18 protein-coding genes and 1 tRNA gene are annotated in these 20,323 nt (G+C 33.9%); 8 read left to right on the forward strand and 11 right to left on the reverse strand.

Features of this window, described 5'->3' with window-relative positions; translation table 11 throughout:
- Positions 1 to 28: 28 nt before the first annotated feature.
- Both J3U36_RS07845 and J3U36_RS07850 read right to left on the reverse strand, forming a co-directional pair.
- The gene (locus J3U36_RS07845) at positions 29 to 994 is read right to left on the reverse strand and encodes an FAD:protein FMN transferase (protein WP_267378710.1); all 966 of its coding nucleotides are present in this window, start codon (positions 992 to 994) and stop codon (positions 29 to 31) included.
- Positions 995 to 1,010: 16 nt separating this feature from the next.
- Positions 1,011 to 3,782, reverse strand: a complete 2,772-nt coding sequence (locus tag J3U36_RS07850) for a flavocytochrome c (RefSeq protein WP_267378707.1) — start codon at positions 3,780 to 3,782, stop codon at positions 1,011 to 1,013.
- 503 nt (positions 3,783 to 4,285) lie between these two features.
- Between J3U36_RS07850 and J3U36_RS07855 the strand changes: the two genes are divergently transcribed.
- Positions 4,286 to 5,338 carry a hypothetical protein gene (locus tag J3U36_RS07855; protein ID WP_267378704.1) on the forward strand — a complete coding sequence of 351 codons (1,053 nt, stop codon included), beginning with the start codon at positions 4,286 to 4,288 and terminating at the stop codon, positions 5,336 to 5,338.
- 63 nt (positions 5,339 to 5,401) lie between these two features.
- Here J3U36_RS07855 and J3U36_RS07860 read toward each other — a convergent pair whose 3' ends face one another.
- Positions 5,402 to 5,770 carry a YbaN family protein gene (locus J3U36_RS07860; RefSeq protein WP_267378702.1) on the reverse strand — a complete coding sequence of 123 codons (369 nt, stop codon included), beginning with the start codon at positions 5,768 to 5,770 and terminating at the stop codon, positions 5,402 to 5,404.
- 278 nt (positions 5,771 to 6,048) lie between these two features.
- Here J3U36_RS07860 and J3U36_RS07865 point away from each other — a divergent pair, with 278 nt between their 5' ends.
- Positions 6,049 to 7,638, forward strand: a complete 1,590-nt coding sequence (locus J3U36_RS07865) for an ATP-dependent nuclease (protein ID WP_267378700.1) — start codon at positions 6,049 to 6,051, stop codon at positions 7,636 to 7,638.
- A 1-nt stretch (position 7,639) separates the two neighbouring features.
- On the forward strand, positions 7,640 to 8,503 hold the full coding sequence (locus J3U36_RS07870; RefSeq protein ID WP_267378698.1) for an HNH endonuclease: 864 nt from the start codon (positions 7,640 to 7,642) through the stop codon (positions 8,501 to 8,503).
- Between the two features lie 64 nt (positions 8,504 to 8,567).
- On the opposite strand, the gene J3U36_RS07875 is transcribed toward J3U36_RS07870, so the two are convergent.
- Positions 8,568 to 8,644, reverse strand: a tRNA-Asp gene (locus tag J3U36_RS07875).
- A gap of 112 nt (positions 8,645 to 8,756) precedes the next feature.
- Positions 8,757 to 9,497, reverse strand: a complete 741-nt coding sequence (gene dnaQ / locus J3U36_RS07880; protein ID WP_267350934.1) for a DNA polymerase III subunit epsilon — start codon at positions 9,495 to 9,497, stop codon at positions 8,757 to 8,759.
- A 181-nt stretch (positions 9,498 to 9,678) separates the two neighbouring features.
- On the opposite strand from dnaQ, the gene rnhA reads away from it, so the two are divergent.
- The 3 genes from rnhA to J3U36_RS07895 all read left to right on the forward strand — a co-directional run bounded on the left by rnhA (position 9,679) and on the right by J3U36_RS07895 (position 12,260).
- Positions 9,679 to 10,152 (forward strand): ribonuclease HI, encoded by a 474-nt coding sequence (rnhA, locus tag J3U36_RS07885; RefSeq protein WP_267350932.1) that lies wholly within the window; start codon positions 9,679 to 9,681, stop codon positions 10,150 to 10,152.
- A gap of 80 nt (positions 10,153 to 10,232) precedes the next feature.
- Positions 10,233 to 10,961 carry a hydroxyacylglutathione hydrolase gene (gene gloB, locus J3U36_RS07890; RefSeq protein WP_267378695.1) on the forward strand — a complete coding sequence of 243 codons (729 nt, stop codon included), beginning with the start codon at positions 10,233 to 10,235 and terminating at the stop codon, positions 10,959 to 10,961.
- A 42-nt stretch (positions 10,962 to 11,003) separates the two neighbouring features.
- Positions 11,004 to 12,260 carry a transglycosylase SLT domain-containing protein gene (locus J3U36_RS07895; protein ID WP_267378692.1) on the forward strand — a complete coding sequence of 419 codons (1,257 nt, stop codon included), beginning with the start codon at positions 11,004 to 11,006 and terminating at the stop codon, positions 12,258 to 12,260.
- Here the strand turns inward: J3U36_RS07895 and J3U36_RS07900 are convergent.
- From J3U36_RS07900 to rlmC, 4 genes are all read right to left on the reverse strand, one after another.
- Positions 12,238 to 13,020 (reverse strand): endonuclease/exonuclease/phosphatase family protein, encoded by a 783-nt coding sequence (locus tag J3U36_RS07900; RefSeq protein WP_267378689.1) that lies wholly within the window; start codon positions 13,018 to 13,020, stop codon positions 12,238 to 12,240. The two genes, J3U36_RS07895 and J3U36_RS07900, sit on opposite strands and share 23 nt — an antisense overlap.
- Positions 13,021 to 13,025: 5 nt before the next feature.
- A complete protein-coding gene (gene gshA / locus J3U36_RS07905; RefSeq protein ID WP_267378686.1) occupies positions 13,026 to 14,585 on the reverse strand; it encodes a glutamate--cysteine ligase in 1,560 nt (519 codons plus the stop codon).
- A 265-nt stretch (positions 14,586 to 14,850) separates the two neighbouring features.
- Complete coding sequence (locus J3U36_RS07910) at positions 14,851 to 15,375, reverse strand: HugZ family protein (protein WP_267350922.1); 525 nt, start codon at positions 15,373 to 15,375, stop codon at positions 14,851 to 14,853.
- Positions 15,376 to 15,586: 211 nt separating this feature from the next.
- Positions 15,587 to 16,735: a 23S rRNA (uracil(747)-C(5))-methyltransferase RlmC gene (gene rlmC, locus J3U36_RS07915; RefSeq protein ID WP_416379823.1), complete on the reverse strand. Its 1,149-nt coding sequence runs from the start codon at positions 16,733 to 16,735 to the stop codon at positions 15,587 to 15,589.
- Between the two features lie 218 nt (positions 16,736 to 16,953).
- Between rlmC and map the strand changes: the two genes are divergently transcribed.
- On the forward strand, positions 16,954 to 17,742 hold the full coding sequence (gene map / locus J3U36_RS07920) for a type I methionyl aminopeptidase (protein WP_267350918.1): 789 nt from the start codon (positions 16,954 to 16,956) through the stop codon (positions 17,740 to 17,742).
- A 58-nt stretch (positions 17,743 to 17,800) separates the two neighbouring features.
- Here the strand turns inward: map and J3U36_RS07925 are convergent, their stop codons facing one another.
- Both J3U36_RS07925 and J3U36_RS07930 read right to left on the reverse strand, forming a co-directional pair.
- Entirely contained in the window at positions 17,801 to 18,670 is an 870-nt protein-coding gene (locus J3U36_RS07925) for a thioredoxin family protein (RefSeq protein WP_267350917.1), read from the reverse strand.
- A gap of 27 nt (positions 18,671 to 18,697) precedes the next feature.
- Positions 18,698 to 19,468, reverse strand: coding sequence for an SDR family oxidoreductase (locus J3U36_RS07930; protein WP_324101151.1), 771 nt, complete (start codon positions 19,466 to 19,468; stop codon positions 18,698 to 18,700).
- Positions 19,469 to 19,567: 99 nt separating this feature from the next.
- Here J3U36_RS07930 and J3U36_RS07935 point away from each other — a divergent pair, with 99 nt between their 5' ends.
- The gene (locus J3U36_RS07935; protein WP_267378680.1) at positions 19,568 to 20,260 is read left to right on the forward strand and encodes a 5'-methylthioadenosine/adenosylhomocysteine nucleosidase; all 693 of its coding nucleotides are present in this window, start codon (positions 19,568 to 19,570) and stop codon (positions 20,258 to 20,260) included.
- Positions 20,261 to 20,323: the final 63 nt, after the last annotated feature.

Raw genomic sequence — 20,323 nt, forward strand, 5'->3', positions numbered from 1 at the left:
AGTTTAGCAATTTCATTGTCATTGGTTCTTAATGTAGATTTATTTCATAGTGTTTATCAATTAGATCAAAATTAAAATTTTTCGGATTGATCAGTGTCATCGTTTTATTTTTTAGTAAAAAAATGCCTGAAATATCTGGATGTTTTTTTAAATATTCACCACTGGCATTTACGCCTAATCCATAAAAAATCGTTGAATAAATATCGCCTTCAATAGAAGTATTTGAAATAACGGTAACGCTTTCAATTTCATTATCAAGAGGATAGCCAGTTAAAGGATTGAAAATATGATGATAAAGCCGATTATTTTGCACAAAATAACGTTCATAAATGCCCGAAGTAACGACTGATTTATTTTTAACTTTTATTATACCTGCTAACTCATCAGATAAAGAAAAGGGTTTTCTTAACCCTATACACCAACAACCTGACTTTTCTATTGGGGAGGCTCCTAACGTTAGTATATTTCCACCTAAATTTATGATGCCATGGTGAATATGATGTTCAAGTAACAGATTTTTAATGACATCGGCGATATAACCTTTTGCGATAGCACCAAGATCTATCTCCATTCCTGCTTTTTTTAAAAAAACAGAATGGGTTGTATCATTTAATTCTATATCAAATGGATCGGTTAATAATAGTTGTTGTTTGATATGATGATCGGCAGGAATACTATCTCCTTTAAACCCTATTTTCCAAAGTTTGACAACAGGGCCGATAGCCATATTAAAACAACTTGAGGGATTCACGCTCAGTTGCCAAGCCTGTTTAATAAGTGAAAATACAGGTAAGCTTACCTCAACAGGATGTTTGCCTGCTGCAAGATTGATTGACATAACCTCCGAAACTGGGCGGTTAACAGTCAATTTATCTTCAAGCAATTTAATGGTAGCAAAAGCAAGTTTTGCGACGGTTTCATTTTGCTCTAATAGCGTCAATGTTACCGTCATCCCCATCAATGTTTGAGAATAGTCGTAGGTAGAACTTACCATTTTTAGCAAAGTTCAATTAACTATTAATGTAATCTGTGGCTTTTTTACCTGCTTGTATACCAAAAATAATGATATCAGCAACAGCATTACCACCAATGCGATTTGCTCCATGCACACCACCAACAACCTCACCAGCCGCAAAAACACCTTTAATCACATGTTTATCATTATCTAATACTTGTGTTTCAGTGTTTATCGTTACACCTCCCATTGTATGGTGAACACCTGGTGCAATTTTAATTGCATAAAATGGTGCGGTGTTAATTGGATGACGCATTCCCGTCGTTCGACCAAAATCCTCATCTTGTTTGTTAATTACAAACTCATTATAACGTTCAATCGTTTTTGACAGATTATTAGCATCAATAGAAAGTTTGTTAGCTAATTCAGTAATTGAATCGGCTTGAACAACGAGATCATTAGAAACATACTCTTCAACGGCTTTGTTTTCGTCACGAACTTGTTGATCGAATAAAATATAGGAATAGTGTTCAGGTAATTTGATAATATCCGCTGAAACCTTATCTCGGGTATCTAATTCATTAACAAAACGTTTACCTTCTTGAGAAACAAGAATTGCGCCACCGCCACGTATAGATTCTGAGATCAAATATGAGGTAGTTTGTTCAACAGTTGGATGGATTTGAATTTCGCCCATATCAACAGTGCCAGCCCCAAGTTTTTCTAAGATCATGATACCAGAACCTGTCGCCCCTTTATGGTTGGTTGTCACAAAACCTTTTAAGTCAGGACGATATTTTTCAACCATTTCACGGTTAGCACTAAATCCGCCCGTTGCAATCACCACCGCTTTCGCTTTAATGATATAATTTGTGCCGTCTTCTTCAACGACTTTAACGCCAACAACTTTATGATTTTCGGTAACGATTTCAGTCACATTGGTATCTAACATGACTTCAATACCACGTTTATTAAGATTTTTTACCAATCCACTAATCAAAAATCCGCCAACAGCTGCACCACTTGCTGGTCGATGTGTACGGTCGATACTCATTCCACCTGTTGTCGTAATACCACTTAGTTCAATACCGTTTTCATCTAACCAATCAATCGCATCGGGGGCATTTTCAACAAAGTAACGAAGTAATTCCGGATTATTTTTATTTTTACCACCAGCCAAAGTTTCTTTATAGAATAGATCCTTACTGTCAACAATGCCTTTAAGTTTTTGGAATTTAGTTTCAGCTGCATTCATACCAGCAGACGCTTTATTGGTATTTCCGCCAATAACAGGCATTTTTTCAACGACAACAACGCTAGCCCCTAAATCATGAGCTCGTATTGCAGAAGCCAGCCCTGCTCCCCCGCTTCCCACAACAACAATATCGTAAGATTTATCATTTGGATCACCACCTTCAGCAATAATGGCTTCTTTATTCGATTGTGTCATGGCCTTAGTAACGGCTTTTTTGAATGCTTCACACTGTGATGTAGCCCCAGAAATTGCATCCACATGTGGACTGTTTGAATTAATAATTCGTTGTTTAATTTCTGCAAAATTATCTAAAACTTGGTTATCAAACTCATTGGCATTCACAAGTTGCATATCTTTAATGAAATCTTTGCCTAACTCGACATTAATAAGAAATTCATAAGATTCATCATTAACTTTTTCTTGATATTGACCAGGTTTGAATTTCTTATTATTTAGACTTGCATCACGAATTAATGCTTCAACTAATGAAAAACGCCATAAAGGTTCAGGGATATTCAATTCTTCACGTTTGTCACTACTGATAGTTAGCTCCAGTTGTTCACCTTTTTCAATACGGCTAATCCAGTCTGGATAAGCGATGCATGCTCGACCAACAGCGACCAAATCGTAACCATTATCAATCGCCGTTTCTACATCAATTTGATTAACCACATTACCTACACCTACTACCGGAATTTTAGCTAATGTCGCAGATCGCATTGCCACATATTTATTGATTAACGGGGTTGGATCTTGGGTATCAACAATTGAAGGTCTTAAAATCGCGCCCATTGAAAAATGGATATAATCCAGACCTTTGTCTGCTAACTTTTCAAGTAGATACATGGAGTCATCAAAACGAATACCCGGTACTTCCAGTTCTTCCGGAGAAAAACGATAACCAACAATAAATTCTGGCGTTGCAAACTGTTTAACCATTTTATGTGTGATATCTAAGATTGCTAAAGGGAATTGCAAGCGATTATCACGGCTTCCACCCCATTTATCGGTTCGTTGATTTGAATTTGGAGAATAAAATTGTTGGATTAAATAAGTGTTAGCACCGTGGATTTCAACACCATCGAAACCGGCTTCAATAGCACGACGTACCGCTTGACCAAATTTTTCGATCATGTCGTCGACTTCGTCTGCCGTTAATGCGATCGGTGTTGCTGCGCCTACTCTAGGGGCTGCGATAGCACTTGGTCCAACAGGAGATTGTCCACCAATGAGTTTTGGCTCAACCATTCGACCACCGTGATAAACTTGAATGACTGCTTTCGATCCCTTTTCTTTAATTGCTTTCGCAATTTTAGCTAATCCTTCAATTTTATCATCGTTATCTAAACCTATTGCACCAGGAAACGCTAATCCTTTATTATCGACAAACCCGCACTCAACGATGATTGTTCCAATTTCACCTGCTCGATCTCGATAATACTCGATTAAATCATGCGTGACTGAACCGTCATAAAATCCGGAACAGGTCGTCATTGGCGCCATCATTATTCTATTTTTTAATTCAACGCCATTGGGTAAAGTGAAGGGGTTAAAAATATTTTCTTTTTTCATTATTATATACCTAATTATTTTATTCAGATTTATTAACTGTTGTTAATAATAGCATTACTTATAATCATTCTCCACTTCGAAACAGACTATTAATGTACTGATGTATTATTTTTTAGACAAAAATTTTTATATATTTTTTAAAGTATTATGTGCTATTTGTTTATCTAAACAAATAACATTGTAGCTTAAGTAAGCAAAACAGTTTTCAAGATAGTCATATTGCAACGATAAATCTAAAAAAAAACACTGCAACTATTTCATTTAGTTACATATTTATCATTATAATTGGCTTGAAGTTTGAATAGATTAAGCTAGAATGCATGCAAGTTTGTCCAAGAGAACCTAAGAATGATTAGAGTGAAAAAAGAAAAATTATTATCCAAAATTAAGTATCACTCTTTTTTAATTCAATTTATTGATCCTCCTTTATGGAGGATTTTTTTTATCAAAAATATACACCTCTTTCCTCAGAATTTTTTTAAGTGCTCATCACAGGAGATATTATGAAATCTTTAACACCGTTTTACGATCCCACTATCAGTTATGAAGATAATTATGCAAACGGTCCTTTTGGGCTTTTTACACAATTAAGTCACGTTGAACATGTCGCAACCCAAACCAGTCAATTTCTCAATCTTGATGTTAATTTACCATTTGGAATGCCTGCCGGTCCCCTCCTAAATGCCAATTATATTAAAGCTGCGTTTGCGTATGGATTTGACTTATGCGTCTATAAAACTGTAAGAACAAGATTTCACAAATGTCATCCATTGCCGAATGTGCTATCTGTTCATCCTAACGGTAAATTATCCAGTAATCTTGATACTGTCTTAGCAGATACAAATTATACTCAACCGCTATCAATTACCAATTCGTTTGGTGTTCCTTCTCTTGCTCCCGATGTTTGGCAACCTGATATGGCTGATGCGGTAAAAGCCGCTGGTCAAGGTCAATATGTTATTGGTAGCTTTCAAGGAACACAAGGACATGGCGAAATTGAAAAAGATTATGCGTTAGCCGCTAAATTAGTAAGAGAAACTAATGCCCCAATTCTTGAAGCAAACTTGAGTTGCCCAAATGAAGGAGCGAGTAAATTACTCTGTTTTGATGTTAATAAAGTAGAACGCATTGTAAATGAAATTAAAAATGCAGTTCCCGATCGTCCACTTATATTGAAACTAGCCTATTTTCCGGATGATGAAAAAATTATTTCATTACTTACTAAAGTCGGATCGATAATTGATGGATTAAGTGCTATTAATACCTTATCAGCTAAACCTGTTAACGCAAATGGTCAGCCAGCTTTAGGAGAAAATAGAAAGGAAGGTGGAATTTGTGGCGATGCCATACGTTGGGCTGGATTAGATATGGTGAGTCGCCTTAATAAATATCGTCAACAAATGGATTTAAAATTTACCATTATAGGTGTTGGTGGAGTTAGCAACAGTGAACATTATCATCAATTCATTAAAAACGGTGCTGATGCTGTGATGAGTGCGACAGGAGCCATGTGGAATCCGTTACTTGCTATAGAGATTAAGAAAAGTCTGAACTAGATTATTAGCAATATTTATAATTGTTACAGGGTAACTTACCCTGTAATTACGTTTCTTTTCTCTTTAAATTTTCTTTTTTCTAAAATAATAAAAGCCAATAACAATATGCGCTAAAAAAACGATTACTAAAATAATGCGCACATGCAAGGAATGAATAAAAATAAATGGGATTAACAATGCGATAAAAACCATAGCTAGCATTTTAAACAAACTTTTTTTAGATGCTTTTTTCTCAATAAGCATCTTTTGTATATAAGTTTGATAATAATGACTTTGAGTAAAACAGCGATAAAGACGATCTGAACTATTAAGCCACAAATATGCGGTTAACAAATAGAATGGTACTGTTGGCAAAAGTGGCACGAAAATGCCTACTGTTCCCAGCAAAAATGAAACACTACCTATAATAATAAATAACCATTTTTTTAACATAACTAAGTATACTTATAGATAATTATTAAAATTTTTGATTGCGAATAACAAAGCATGAATTCAATATTCCAAGAAACTTAATCATTACGGCTAAAGTTAGGATAAATTATTCATTGTGTGACAACTTAAGTATATAACAGAGTTTTAAAAGAAAAAAACGTTATGAAACACGATTTTTTCATATTGATTAAATTACATTTTTCTTTGCATTTATGTTAAATGTGTTATATAAAAACAATTACATATTTAGGTAATTTTGGTTTTGGATCAGTTTTAATATGGAAAAAAAGGAAAAGTTAACTATACTTCTTTGTTCTCCTGATTGTTCGACAAAATTTTTAACAGAAGGATCGGTTTTTATAAAACCAATAGATAGTTATTGGAATGATTTTGGATACCAATTAGCGACAGAAATAGGTATTCGATTAAATGATAATTCAATTGAATGGTTTGATTCAAAATTTGCTTTCAAAGATCAAGATAATACTTATAAGTATGTTTCTACAATTCTAAAAAAAGAGAAATTTGTAAATCTTTTTTCGATAGATTTAGCTTTTGCTCATTTATTCACAAATCAAAAATCTTATAGCGCCATCAGCCGATTAATTGGTTTTGAAAGAGCAATAAACATTCTGGAAGAAATAAATGATATTTGTTTATATGTGGATAAACCTTCTAGAATACCAAAGTGGGATGATTTTTATAAAACCGATGTGTATAGTAGAGCTATGCTTAGAACGAGTGAGGCGTATTTTGCTTATCGGCATGGATATTCTATTATACAAGGTAAAGTCATTGAAAATGCCGACTCTAAACAAACCTTCAACATTACGTTTAAAAATTTAGATTCTCTTCAACTCGAATTTAAATTTACCAATCAGAATAAATTACGGGGTCGCATTGCGACCATAATAGGGCAAAATGGATGTGGAAAAACAACGATACTGACAGAACTCGTTAAAGCGCTTGCTGATAGACAATCAAAACATATCTCAATTGTTCCACAACTTGACTTTAACCAAGTTATTTTGTTTGCTCATCATGCAACACTTAATTCAATTGACAAAGAACTTATCAATAATCCTAGTGTTTCTATTTCACAGCTAGATCCTAATATTCAGAACAACAGGGTTTTTAATGAAAAAACAGACAATCATTTATTGGTAGATGTGTTAAGAAACAATAGAATATCCGAATTATGTAATATCATTTCCCAAGAATTTTATGATTTAACAATAAAAGTTCCGCTTTTAGTGGATCATTCGGCTAACCTAGATCAACACCACGAAATCGCAATAAAAAACTTTGCCCGATACAATGGTGAACAACGTTGGCTTGATAGGATAGCGACGATTGACCGGGAAAAAAATCTCGTTATATATAAAAATGACGAAAAATATCATCCAAGTTTAGGACAATCAACATTTATCCGTTTCATTTTAAATGTTTTTGCCAATGTCGGACCGGCATCAGTACTGCTTATTGATGAACCAGAAACTTTTTTACATCCTAACCTTATTTCTCAATTTATGAGAATTCTTAATAATGTATTAGAGACCACAAAATCCATCGCTATAATCGCTACTCATTCTCCTTACATTGTCAGAGAAGTACAAAGTGCACAAGTTCATATTATTGAAAAGGACGAAGTAGATTTCAAAATTAAGCAGCCGCGAATGCAAACATTAGGCGCAAATGTGACCAGCATCTCAAATGAAATCTTTGGCGATGATCTGTTAATCCATCTATACAATGAATTAGTTGATAACATTAAAGATGATTTAACCTTCGATGAAATTCTCGATAAGTATATTGGAGAAATAAGTCCAGATGCCCTCTTACAGCTAAGGAATAATATGGAATATTAATATGAGAAAATTAAATTTTCCACAATATAATAGCGCAGAAATTATTGATAGCTGTCAATTAGATGAACTTTGTCAAAAAAATCGAAAAGGAAAACATATTCGGTTTATTTCATCTTATATCGATATTATTAAAAAATCTTACGAACATTATGATAAGCATAATGGTAACCCTTGGTTTATTAATTCATTGTCAGAAGAAACAATACCTTCATTATCGGCATTTAAACAACACATGAATCTTTTATATGATAACCCGCCACAAGCACTTAAATTCATTAAATCGCTGAGAGAAAGTATTCAAGGTGCATGCCCAATGTGTGGGAGACATGGCAATGGAACAATCGATCATTATTTACCTAAATCAATCTTTCCAGAATACTCTTTTTTTTCCAAGAACCTGATACCTGCTTGTGATAGATGCAATAAGGAACGATCATTAAAAATAAAAGGAGATATATTACATGAAAGGCCTATTCACCCTTATTTTGATAAATTTATTGAAAAAAGAATCATGTCATCTCACTTTAAACCAGACTGGCGAGCACCGTTAATTACTCCTATAGCCATAGATGTAAAAGATGAAGAAAAAATTATAGTTGAATGGCACATCAAGAATATTGTCATCCCTTCAGGAATCAAGAATCATTTCTCTTATTTATGGACAAAATTATGTGAATCACCAAAGATATATATAAAAAACGCAATTAATTTAGAAGACATCATAAAAAAATTATATGAAATCCAATTAATTTACGAGAATAATGGCGGAACACCCAATAATTGGGATGCCTGTTTTTATCATGGATTACAAAATAACGAAGAAGCACTCAATTATTTGATTAAAATTCAAAAAGGCGAATTATAAATAAATAACTATTGATTTTATATAGAGGATTGGAACAAAAACATTATGGAAAAACTGATGAAATTGGCGGAACGGACGGGGCTCGAACCCGCGACCCCCTGCGTGACAGGCAGGTATTCTAACCAACTGAACTACCGCTCCGCTTTTTAGACTACTTCAAGGCATCACTGCTGAAGTAGGCGTGATATTAAAGATTATTTTCGATGGCGTCAATAGATATTTTAAAATATGCAATCAATTGAATAGAAAACAATCATTTACTGGCACGCCATAATGCTCCGCCACTTTTTTTATCAATTTTTGATAAAACAGTTTCATGTTCTGAAAGTTCATATTCTGAGGCTTTTATGACTTTTAAAGGGGTCGATCCTCGCTCTATTCTTTGAAGAGTATTGCTGTTTTCACCATTAGCTAGACTATGTTCATCCATATTAAAGGATAATGTCGTTTGTCCCCCCGTCATAGCTAAATATACTTCAGCTAAAATCTCAGCATCCAGTAAAGCGCCATGAAGTGTACGATGAGAATTATCAATTTGGTAGCGTTCACAAAGCACATCTAAATTATTACGTTTGCCAGGGAAGAGCCGTCTTGCCATTGCTAATGTATCGGTAACAATACAGTGATCAGCAGTTTTATAATCTAAACCACAAAGACGAAACTCATAATCCATAAACCCGACATCAAACGATGCATTATGGATAATTAATTCAGCACCATCAATAAACTTAATAAAATCATGGGCGATATTTTTGAATATGGGTTTATCTTTAACAGCTTCATTGCTTATACCATGAACTTTAAACGCTTCTTCATCAATTAAGCGTTCTGGATTAATATAGACATGAAAATGATTGCCTGTTAAACGGCGATTGATGATTTCAACAGCACCAATTTCAATAATCTTATGTCCTTCATAATGATTATTTCCATCTTGATTCATACCTGTTGTTTCTGTATCGAGTACAATTTGGCGAGTAGAATGAGTTATCACGTTATTCTCTTTATATCAAACATTGGGAAAACTACGAATTAGTGATATAGTTTACCATTAAATACTATTAATGTTGATACCTACCCGCTATTGGAAGCTGAATCTTCAGATTTGCTTACCATTTTTAAATTGTGTTACATTTTGGGAGTTATCAACCTAGTTTGCCGAAAAGTTTGCAAAAATGTTAAAACAAATCAGAATATACACAGATGGTTCTTGTCTTGGAAACCCTGGGCCCGGCGGATATGCTGCCATATTAAGATATAAGCACAATGAAAAAATATTAGCAGAAGGATATTTTAATACAACTAATAATCGAATGGAGTTATTAGCTGCAATTGTCGCTTTAGAAAAATTAAAAGAGCCTTGTCAAATTGATCTCTATTCTGATAGCCAATATTTGAAAAATGGCATTTCAAAATGGATTTATACCTGGAAAAAAAATGGATGGAAAACCGCAAATAACAAATCTGTCAAAAATGTTGATTTATGGATGCGGCTTGATAAAGCGGTACAAACACATAAAATCGATTGGATTTGGGTTAAAGGCCATGCAGGGCATCCTGAAAATGAACAATGTGATATCATAGCCAAATCTAAAGCTGAGTCCCCTACTTTAGTGGATACTTTTTTTGAAGAATCAAATTCAGCGTAATAAGTTTTAAACCCTATTATTTCACATGAGACCAACCCATTATAGTTATCAAATGTCACTCAATAGCATGGATTTCATTTATGTATAAATTACACATAATCCCCGTTTTAAAAGACAATTATGTCTGGTTATTAGAAAATAATGCTAAACAAGTTATTATCATTGATCCAGGGGCAGCCGAACCTGTTTATAACTATCTACATCTACATAATTTAACACCCCTTGCAATTTTGCTTACTCATCACCATATAGACCACATTGGCGGTGTGGTAAAACTACAAAATGATTTTAATTCTATTGAGGTATATGGGCCCAAAGAGATTCCTTTACCTATTCAATATGTAGAAAATAGGGATAAATTAATTATTGCCGATTTTAAATTTGAGATAATTCCTGTACCAGGTCATACATTGGGTCATTTGGCTTACTATTGTCAGCCTTATCTTTTTTGTGGCGATACGCTGTTATCGGCTGGTTGTGGACGTGTATTTGAAGGTACTTATCAGCAAATGCTAAATTCACTTAACAAATTAGCCCAATTACCTGATGATACCCTAGTCTGTGCTGGTCATGAATATACCAAATCTAATCTTGATTTTGCACTAAATATGTTACCAAATGATACTAAAATTAGTGCCTATTATGATTTAATTTCCGATAAATCAATTACTTTACCATCTACTTTAAGAAATGAAAAACAAATTAATGTTTTTCTACGATGTAAAGAAAAAAACATACAAAATAAATTAAATTTTAACAATGAGTTAGATTTATTTGTTTTTTTTAGAAGCCAAAAGGATATTTTTTAGGTATAATATACGGTTTTAATAAATGTTTAATGTTTTAAGGTAATGAAAAAGTTATTTATATTCACAGCATTATGTTCGTTTTTGGTTGCATGCCAAAACCATCAATCTCAATATAATAGTAGTGTCTATCCAACACATAACTCAGAATCAATCGTTACCAGTGGACTTTTAAAAAGTAGTGGAATTAATAATAAATTAATTACTCAAAATCCTTGGCATTATATGATAAGCCAACTGAATGTGAAAGTCCCTGAAAATAATCGTATTAAAGAAGAAAGAGCGCTTTTATTACGCAACCCTAAAGCTTTTGAAACTACAGCGCTTCGTTCTGAGCCTTATGTATATTACATAATGGATCAACTACGTCAAAATAATTTACCGGTAGAATTAGCTTTAATTCCACTGATTGAAAGTGCCTACGATCCGTTAGCAACATCGGCTGGTAAAGCTGCCGGTTTATGGCAGATTGTACCCATAACGGCCAGAGAATACGGTCTCAATAAAAGTCACTCATTTGATCCAAGACGTGATCTAATTGCATCAACGAATTCAGCGATAACGCTGTTAAAAGATCTGAACGGTCGTTTTAAAGGAGATTGGTTATTAACTCTTGCTGCTTATAATGCTGGCGAAGGTCGCATTAGAAAAGCAATTGCACAAAATAAAGCAAATTGTTTACCAACAAATTATTGGGCGCTGGATTTACCAACTGAAACCCGACACTATGTACCGAAGATTTTAGCCATTATTGATATTGTAAAAAATAGTGAACGTTACGGTATTAAATTACCCGATTGTAACTATGAAAACTCATTAGTTAGAATTGATATGTCTAAAAATATTTCATTAGCTAAAATTGCTCAATATACTGGGATACCAATTAACGACTTAAAAAGTTTTAATGCAGGCTATTTACAACAAACTGTAAGTGGACCATTTCATTTACTGGTTCCGTATTCTTATGCGGAAGATTTACATAAAAAGCTACAAGCACAAAATCTTGTTTCAGCCGAAATCACAGAACTTTTACAAGATGTGCCTCATAACACTATGCCTTTGGAAGTCAAAACAGTAGCAATCAAGTCCGAAGTGTCAAGTGGAATAAATAATAAGAATAAAACGCTTCATACTAAATCCAATAAACAGATCACTTATCAAGTTAAAGCAGGTGATGATTTAGTAACTATAGCTAAAAATTATCGTGTTAAAATTACAGATATTTTAACTTGGAATAATTTGACCGATCAGGATATCAAAGAAGGTGATGTATTAACCATTAATCTTGCAAATCCAATCTAAATTTGACCAATAAAGGATTATGATCAGATGCCGAAGTACTAATTATTTTTGCTGTATCTAATTGTAATCCTCGATAAAATACAAAATCTAATGGTCTTCCCATAAATGTTTTTCGAATATCAATTGAAAAATTCACCGGTTTGAGGTCGATTGTACTTACTAAATGATATAAAAGATTTAACCGCTGTTGACTCCAAGCATTGAAATCACCCGCTAAGATCACCGGTCCATTATGCTCCTTGATTCGATTTAATAGCATATGCATTTGTTGCCGATAACTTTTCACACCAATACTAAAGTTAACGGCATGAATGTTCGCAACCAGCAATTGTTGTGTTGAGTTATAAATAGGATATATCGTGATTAAAGCGGATTTTGGAACGCGAATAAGGGGTTCTTTTTCTCTAAATGAATAGATAGAGATAGGTAATGTATCTGTAATTGTCATCACACCAGCATAAATATTATTGAAGCAGTAAGCGGGCACATGGTCTGCTATCTTATTTTGTCGGGTAATAAAGTTCAATAATTGTGGTGTGGTTTGCGCTTCTTGTAATAATATCAATTTAGTTTCATCTGCATAATGTTCTAAAATTTGAATACAGTCGGCTCTTTTTTGTTTAAAAATATTCCAAACCATAATTGTAAAAGTAGTTTTATCAATTAATGGTTTATTTACTATCAATTGACTATTGGGCAAAATGATTTCTACTTCATTATTTGCCCGATATCGTAATGTATAATCTCGATGTTTAAACATATTAACTATTTATTTTGTTGAGCTAAATATTCATCAAACGATACTTTATCATTTTCTTCTAATTTTTTCTGTTTTTCGAGTGAAATATAGCGCTGTTGAACAAAATCATTATCGGTTAACACGGCTAAAGGTTCTGACAATAACTGTTTTTTATATTGACTTGCTAAAGCTAAACCAAATTTAGCTGTTCCCAGATCACTTATCGCCTGTAATGTTCTTGCTGATAAAGTTAATTCTGGATAATCAAACATAACATCAAGTCGCTCACAAACCTTACGGTAGTGCTGTTTTTCATCATGATGATCTAAAACATCAGCAACACGAAGTAAATCCTTAAATAATTGATGACCTACTTTGGCCATTGGTTCATGATAACTTCCACACCCCATTGTTATTTCAATCTCCGGTTTCCGACCTTCTAAAATAACTCGATTCCAGTTTAATTTTGCGCACTCTAGCTCTTGACTGCTCATTTCAGGTGCCGGTGCTAATGCACACCAAATTAAAAATAAATCGATAAATCGAATCTGTTCTTCTGTAATACCGATTGGTGAAAATGGATTAACATCTAAAGCTCTTACTTCGATATACTCAATTCCACCACGTAGCAATGCATCTGAAGGTGATTCCCCTGCCCTAGGAACACGTTTAGGACGAATCGGCGCATAAAACTCATTTTCAATTTGTAAGACTTTATCATTTAATTGACGATACTGACCCTCAACTTTAATGCCTAAGCGACTAAATTCGGGAGATTGTGTTTTAGTTGCGCGTTTTAATCCCTCGACATAAGTATTCAAGTGATTAAAAGTGATACCCAATTGCTTTTGAGCATTATTGGTATAACCAATATCGCTAAGCCTTAAAGATGTGGCATAAGGTAAATAACAGTTGCCGTTAGTTTGTTCAATGAATGCTTTCGCTTTTTCGGGATCTTGAATAAATGAAGAGCACATTGATGGTGATGCACCAAAAAGATACGGGATTACCCAACCAAAGCGATAATAGTTACGAATTAAAGTGAAATAGCCTTCTGAAATAACGTCTTTACCCTCTTCAGTATTTTTTACCCCGTCTCTTGCTTGCCAAAATGCTGTCGGTAAAGAAAAATTATAATGGACACCTGAAATAGTTTGCATCATTGCACCATAACGGTTTTTTAATCCCTCACGATACAGTGTTTTTAAACGCCCTTCGTTTGAAGAACCATATTGCGCTAAAATAATATCGTCTTCTTTCACAACAAAACACGGCATACTGAGTGGCCACATCATTTCATCACCAATATTAATACTGGCATAACGATGTAAATCTCGCAAAAACGTGAGCATATAATCAATGTTCGTATTGACCGGTGTTATAAATTCAAGCATCGACTCAGCAAAATCAGTTGTGATCCAAGGGTGAGTTAAGGCTGAACCAATTTTATTGGGAAAAGGCGTTTTAGATAAAGAACCATCGGGTAAAATTCGTAAGGTCTCTCGTTCCAGTCCACGTTGAATACCTTGTAAGATAGTATAATGTTTTTCTAACCAATTAAGTGCTTTAGAAACATCAGGTATCATAATCTTTATTTATCCTAAATTGAGTTTTATATATTCAATATTATCATAATTTACAAGCTTCTATTGGTAATTTTGGCTTTTCACTCATGCTTTATCAGATTAGAACTGATTTCAAAGATGAAAACACTCAATAATACTATTTATTATTGATAGTTAGGTCATGAATCGACATTTAATAATCTTGTCTATTTCATGGATAGGAATGGGTAATCATCCGCATTCCTTTTAATGTAAAACAATTAGATATCATCAATTTCACAAAGTGTTAACTCTGTTGTTGTGCTTTTTGATTGGCAATATAGCTTTCATCAACTTGTATTATACTATTAGTTTGATGATCGATTTGATAGGTTTTACCAAATCCAATAACCAGTCTGCCTTGCATTGGTGAAATTTTAAATAAGTTAAAGTCTTTCATTTCTGACAACATATAAACCATTTTACTGACTCGCAAAGCAAATTGCTCAATAATAGCATTAAACAATTCGGAATCTTTTTCAATCATGTTAGCAGTGGCTTGAAAACTTAAACGTTTACGAGCATAAATGTTCTTCGTTTTAGATTCATCTTCAATAATAAAAGCTGAGATATGGGCATTAGCTTTGATATTCTGACTATGTGGGGCTAAATCAGAAATAAGTATATAGTAATCCATACCATCAAAAAAATAAGGTGAATAACTTGTTTCGACATCGCCATTTGAATTAATGGTCGACAATATGACCGATAAAACGGACTCATGAAGGCTATTTATTGTATTTTGAACTATCTCAATGTTGGACTCAGCCATAAAAATCTCCTTTAACTTTTTAATTTATTTTTTATTAATTAGTTCGATAGATTAAAGTTTAATCGTTATTTGATCAATCAGTTAATCAATTGAATATAGAGTCATAACTTTAATCATTGTTATTGGGTGCACTGTGTAGCCCTATTGTTTTATAGGCATTACTCAATTAGCATTATGTTGTTAACTATTTGTAAAGGCGATTAATCATACCCTATCCATCTTTTCTTTCCAATAAAACTAATACTTCCATATGCGCTGTATGAGGAAACATATCAAATAATTGAACTTTCTTAAGTTGGTAATCCGATAATAAGCGTATATCTTCAACTAATGATGATAAATTGCAGCTAGAATATAAAATATAATGAGGTTTAACTTGAGCTAAGAATTGCATTAATGTTTCACCTCCCCCTCTTCTGGGTGGATTGAGTAATACTAAGTCAGGTATATTCTGTTGTCCAATGCTATACCGGGTTGCATCTAATGATTTAAAGGTAAGATGAGTAAAACCCATTTCATGTGCTGAGCGGGAAGCACACTCTATTGCATCTTGGCTAATTTCTATTCCCGTCAATTCTATATTCTTGTTATTTGAAGAATTGACTAAATGTAAACCAAATCCGCCTACCCCACAAAACAGATCCCAAATGGAGCTTATTTTTAAATTATTTACCCAATCACTTGCTGTTTGATAAAGATTCTTAGCAATATTGGTATTGGTTTGAAAAAAGCTTTTAGCTTTAATATAAAGGGGAATGTGATTCAATGTAAAATTCAAATAACTATTTTGGGTAAGGACAATTTCTTCTTCACCTTCTAAAATAGCTGAATGATTAGGTTGAATATTTATTGAAACAACCTGTAAATTTTCAATTTTGTTTTGAAGCTGTTGAAGTGAATTTCTGATTTTCTCAACAAACTTGTGTGATCTCATCACAAATCGAATCATAAAACCATTTGTTTCTTCGGTGGTACTTTCTGTAATGATGACAAACTTCAATTCCCCTTTTCGCTTATTAATATTATAAGGAACTAAACCTTGTTTACGGATGTACGTTCGTACTATTTTAAGAATATTTTGCATACTGGTGGTATAAAGCGGACAATCGCAAAGATCAATAGCTTCATTACCATTTACCATACCCAATATCGGTTTTTCAACAGTGCCAAGTACGGCCATTTTTGCCTTATTACGAAAAGCTACTTCTGAGCTAGCAACGGGCGGCTTAACCTCTTTAGGGTTAAACTCCGTTATTTTTTCTGATAAATTACTCTGTTTTTCTTGAAGTTGGGTGGCGTAAGAATAATTGATCCAGTTACATGATAAACATTTTTTTTGCTGATAATAGCGACACTGCATTATAGTCATAACCTCGTTTTATAATAAGTTATTATATAATTAAATTGTTTCAAAGATTAGTTATTTTAAGCCAAACCACAAAAGACAGCCTGATATTGACTTTTTGAAAATAAAAATTAATTATTTATCAAAAAGATATTTAATTATTTCATTACCAAGGTTTGACGTCATAGCGCTATATGATAGGATATAGCCATTAACATTACAGGAACAATTTAATGTCTATTAAGTTAAAAACGCCAACAGAAATCGAAAAAATGCGTATCGCTGGCAAACTTGCTGCCGATGTATTAGAAATGATCGAACCCTATGTCAAGCCCGGTATAACGACAGGTGAACTGGATAAAATTTGCTATGAATATATTGTCAATGTTCAAAAAGCTATCCCTGCAAATATCGGCTATAGCGGTTATCAACATACAAGCTGTATTTCAATCAATGACGTTGTTTGTCATGGTATCCCAAGTTTTGATAAAAAAATAAAAGATGGTGACATACTTAACATTGATGTCACTGTTATCAAAGACGGTTATCACGGTGACACATCAAGAATGTATATTGCAGGAAAACCAACCGTTGCTGGCGAAAAGTTGTGTGAAGTGGCACAAAATAGCTTGTATGAAGCGATAAAAATTATTCAGCCAGGTATTCGATTAAGAGAAATCGGTAAAACAATTCAAAAATATGTAGAAAAATTTGGTTTTTCATCTGTTAGGGAGTATTGTGGTCATGGAATCGGTGAAGTTTATCATGATGAACCGCAAGTGCTACATTATGATGCTGATGACGGTGGAGTTATTTTAAAACCGGGTATGACATTCACTATAGAACCTATGGTAAACACAGGTGATTGGCGTACTCGAACAATGAAAGATGGTTGGACCGTAAAAACTAAAGATCATGGACTTTCTGCTCAATATGAACACACTATTTTAGTGACAGATAATGGTGTTGAAGTATTAACGCTACGCAGTAATGAAAACTTCCCTCGAGTAATCGAACACTAAAACTGATGATTCAACAATAAATTTATTGTTGAATCATGATTATCTTCTCTAATTCATCTTAATAAAGTAATGTATAAAGTTTACGACGATAAGAAGCCGCTAACGGATTACTTGTGCCTAACGCTGCTAAAAGGTCAAGTAAGGTTTTCTTAACTTGTCCATCACCTGCATTAAGATCTTGAGTAAGAGGCTTAAATAGTAATTCAAGTGCTTCTTCTTGCCGTCCTACTTGCATTAATTGCGATGATAATTGGATCATCAACTCTACATTATCCGGGTGTTTTTCTAATTCAGCTTGTAATAATTGCAATTCGGGAGAATTTGCTGCTTGTTCCAATAACTCAATTTCAGCTTGTAAACCATGATAGGTAGTATCCTGATCTTGCAATGGAACAGAAGCTAAAACATCTTTTGCTTCCGCTAGCTGCTTTAATGCTATCTGTGCTTTGGCTAACATGAATGCAATATCGGATCTTGGTTTACCTAAATGATCCTTTAAATTCTTCCATGCTTGTCTTAATAATGGCAAAGCTTCTTCGTATTTTTCTTCATTAAATAGATTTTGTGCTTCAATTAACTTAAGTTCATCTTCATTAGGCAACACTTTAGTAAGTAATTCACGAATTTTTTCTTCTGGTTGAGGCCCTTGAAAACCATCGAGAGGTTGACCATTTTGGAATAAATAAACGGTCGGAATGGCACGTAACCCAAATTGAGCAGCCAACATCTGTTGCTCATCACAATTGACACTCGCTAAAATAAATTGACCATGATATTCATCAGCTAATTTAGTCAATGTTTGTGTCATTTCTTCATAATTTGGGCTTCTTGGTGACCAAAAGTAAAATAACACAAGCTGTTTAGTTGATTTTTCTAAAATTTCTTGAATATTTTGTTCATTAACATCAAAAATAAAAGGGTTTTGCATATTATGTCCTATGAATATTGAGATTCATTATTTATTGAGTAAAATTCTATCCATTAATCTATCCGGAAGCAAACGTTTGCCAATCGCCGCTAACTGGGTTACTTTTGTTACCCTGTAACGTATTTTAGGTTTGCGATGTTCAAGGGCATGATATAAACATGGCAAAACGGCTTCAGGCGGTAACGTAAATCGTTTAGCTATTGGAGGATTTTCAATCCGATGTGTTTTTTCTGTTTGATTGACATTTTTTGAAAAAGCTGTTGTTAATGGACCGGGTTCAATCAAACACACTTTAATATTTGTATTGGCTAATTCAAGTCTTAATACATCCGACCAGGCTTCTAAAGCATACTTACTGGCTGAATAAGCACCTCGTCCCGGTGTTGCAATAATACCAACGATTGAACTGGTTTGTATGATTCGTCCTTCATTATGTTCAATCATGGCGGGTAAGAGCAGTTGAGTTAATTGATGAACACCAAAAAAATTAGTTGCAAATTGAGATTCTAACTGCTCACGACTGATTGTATTTAATCGACCATATACACCAAATCCAGCATTATTAAATAAACCATATAACTTGTTATTGGATAATGCTAACACTTCCTTAGCAGCTTGAGTGACAGATTCAGGATTATTGAGATCAAGAATCACCGCTTCAAATCCTTGCTCAATAAGTTTTTTTTGATCCTCGTCTTTACGGCAAGAAGTAATAACACGATATCCTCGTTGTTTGAGTGCAACAGCCGAAATCAGCCCTATTCCACTTGAACAGCCCGTTATAAATATTGTGCGCAATTCTCTTCTCCCAGATAGTTGTATGTTGTCAAGTTAGCCTATAGCAATTATGATATCACATCTTAATTTAAGTTACTTAACGTTAGTCATGAGGATCGTATGAGAATCGCTATCATTGCCGCAATGGAAGAAGAAGTTGCGATATTAAAAAGTAAAATTACCCATTATAGAGTGGAACGCCATCTAAATTGCGATTTTCATCTTGGAAAAATAGCCAATTGTGAAATTGTACTTCTTCAATCAGGCATTGGAAAAGTCGCAGCAGCATCAGGAACCACCCTATTATTAAACAATTATCAAGTTGATGCGGTTATCAATACTGGCTCAGCAGGTGGACTTTCAACGGCATTAAACATTGGCGATATCGTGGTATCGAAAAATGTATTTTATCATGATGTGGATTTAACTGCGTTTGGTTATCAACCAGGTCAAATGTCAGGATGCCCGATTGCATTTGAGGCAAGTGAAACTTACCAAACATTAGCCAAAGAGTGTATTAAAAAACAAGGGGTCAACGCTATTGAAGGAACGATCGGTAGTGGTGATGCATTTATCAATGGAAAAACCAATCTGGAACGAATTAAGCAAACATTTCCCAATGCTATCGCTGTTGAGATGGAAGCGGCTGCTATTGGTCATGTTTGTTGGCTATATCAGATACCTTTTGTGGTGGTTAGAGCAATTTCGGATAATGGTGATAGTGAATCAGCCGTTGATTTCCAATCTTTCTTAAAATTGGCTGCAACACAATCTTCATTGATTGTCGAATCAATGCTAACTGAACTTGCTTAATTGTTGTCAAATTTAGACATTGATAATTGAAAAACATGTCATATTAAATGAGCAGATCATATC

It is taken from the genome of Gilliamella sp. B3817, from assembly GCF_026536705.1.
In the GTDB taxonomy this organism is placed as follows: Bacteria; Pseudomonadota; Gammaproteobacteria; order Enterobacterales; family Orbaceae; genus Gilliamella; species Gilliamella apicola_I.

Coding starts and splice junctions, on each gene's coding strand:
- J3U36_RS07935 (WP_267378680.1), top strand. CDS start 19,568: ATGAGAATCGCTATCATTGCCGCAATGGAAGAAGAAGTTGCGATATTA.
- J3U36_RS07855 (WP_267378704.1), top strand. CDS start 4,286: ATGAAATCTTTAACACCGTTTTACGATCCCACTATCAGTTATGAAGAT.
- J3U36_RS07870 (WP_267378698.1), top strand. CDS start 7,640: ATGAGAAAATTAAATTTTCCACAATATAATAGCGCAGAAATTATTGAT.
- J3U36_RS07925 (WP_267350917.1), bottom strand. CDS start 18,670: ATGCAAAACCCTTTTATTTTTGATGTTAATGAACAAAATATTCAAGAA.
- map (WP_267350918.1), top strand. CDS start 16,954: ATGTCTATTAAGTTAAAAACGCCAACAGAAATCGAAAAAATGCGTATC.
- gloB (WP_267378695.1), top strand. CDS start 10,233: ATGTATAAATTACACATAATCCCCGTTTTAAAAGACAATTATGTCTGG.
- J3U36_RS07895 (WP_267378692.1), top strand. CDS start 11,004: ATGAAAAAGTTATTTATATTCACAGCATTATGTTCGTTTTTGGTTGCA.
- J3U36_RS07900 (WP_267378689.1), bottom strand. CDS start 13,020: ATGTTTAAACATCGAGATTATACATTACGATATCGGGCAAATAATGAA.
- rlmC (WP_416379823.1), bottom strand. CDS start 16,735: ATGCAGTGTCGCTATTATCAGCAAAAAAAATGTTTATCATGTAACTGG.
- J3U36_RS07865 (WP_267378700.1), top strand. CDS start 6,049: ATGGAAAAAAAGGAAAAGTTAACTATACTTCTTTGTTCTCCTGATTGT.
- J3U36_RS07845 (WP_267378710.1), bottom strand. CDS start 994: ATGGTAAGTTCTACCTACGACTATTCTCAAACATTGATGGGGATGACG.
- rnhA (WP_267350932.1), top strand. CDS start 9,679: ATGTTAAAACAAATCAGAATATACACAGATGGTTCTTGTCTTGGAAAC.
- J3U36_RS07910 (WP_267350922.1), bottom strand. CDS start 15,375: ATGGCTGAGTCCAACATTGAGATAGTTCAAAATACAATAAATAGCCTT.
- gshA (WP_267378686.1), bottom strand. CDS start 14,585: ATGATACCTGATGTTTCTAAAGCACTTAATTGGTTAGAAAAACATTAT.
- J3U36_RS07850 (WP_267378707.1), bottom strand. CDS start 3,782: ATGAAAAAAGAAAATATTTTTAACCCCTTCACTTTACCCAATGGCGTT.
- J3U36_RS07860 (WP_267378702.1), bottom strand. CDS start 5,770: ATGTTAAAAAAATGGTTATTTATTATTATAGGTAGTGTTTCATTTTTG.